The following is a 697-nucleotide window of genomic DNA, read 5'->3' on the forward strand; positions in this document are numbered from 1 at the left end:
CTGCCTCCCGGTCGTATCGCGTCAAGGAATGGCTGCTTACATTCTATCTGTGCCTGCTCTGGGTGTTGTGGGTTGCCGGCACGAGCGGGGCTTTGTGGGTAGGCATCTATGCGCTCATCCTGCCCCCGATTTTGACAACGACCAGCTCGATCGCGAAGTCATTCTTCGCCGGACCTGACGATCCATCAAAAAATAGGAACCCGATCGTTGAAGTGCTCATTGAAAGGGGCGCGAGGGTAATTGTCATTGTGCTTGCAGCCGTCTGGCTGGCAACCGTTGTTCGTATGCGAGCAAGCGGGTTGATGGAGGATGAGGCCGCCGGCCGCATCATCCGCGGCATCTTGAGCGGGGTCGTGATCTTGCTCGCCGCTGATCTGATCTGGCATATGGTCAAGGGTCTCATCAATCAGCGCATCGCACGCGCTCGTATCGAAGGCGACGATGAAGCTGCGCTGGCCCGCAGTGGGCGGCTCCTGACCTTGCTGCCAATCCTGCGAAATTTCCTTGCAGTGCTTATCGCAACGATTGCCGTCATGATGGTCCTGTCTGGGCTCGGTGTCGCGATCGGTCCTCTTATCGCAGGCGCGGGCATTTTCGGCGTCGCGATCGGCTTCGGCTCGCAGTCGCTGGTCAAGGACATCATCAGCGGCATCTTCTACATGACCGATGATGCATTTCGGGTCGGAGAATATATCCA

General features: G+C 57.7%; 1 protein-coding gene. It reads left to right on the forward strand.

What is annotated here, in order from left to right; translation table 11 throughout:
* A partial coding sequence (locus K9U38_RS21900) for a mechanosensitive ion channel family protein (RefSeq protein WP_224496472.1) occupies window positions 1-697 on the forward strand: 697 nt, incomplete at both ends.

The sequence above is a fragment of the Phyllobacterium lublinensis genome (assembly GCF_020164435.1).
Classification (GTDB): Bacteria; Pseudomonadota; Alphaproteobacteria; order Rhizobiales; family Rhizobiaceae; genus Phyllobacterium; species Phyllobacterium lublinensis.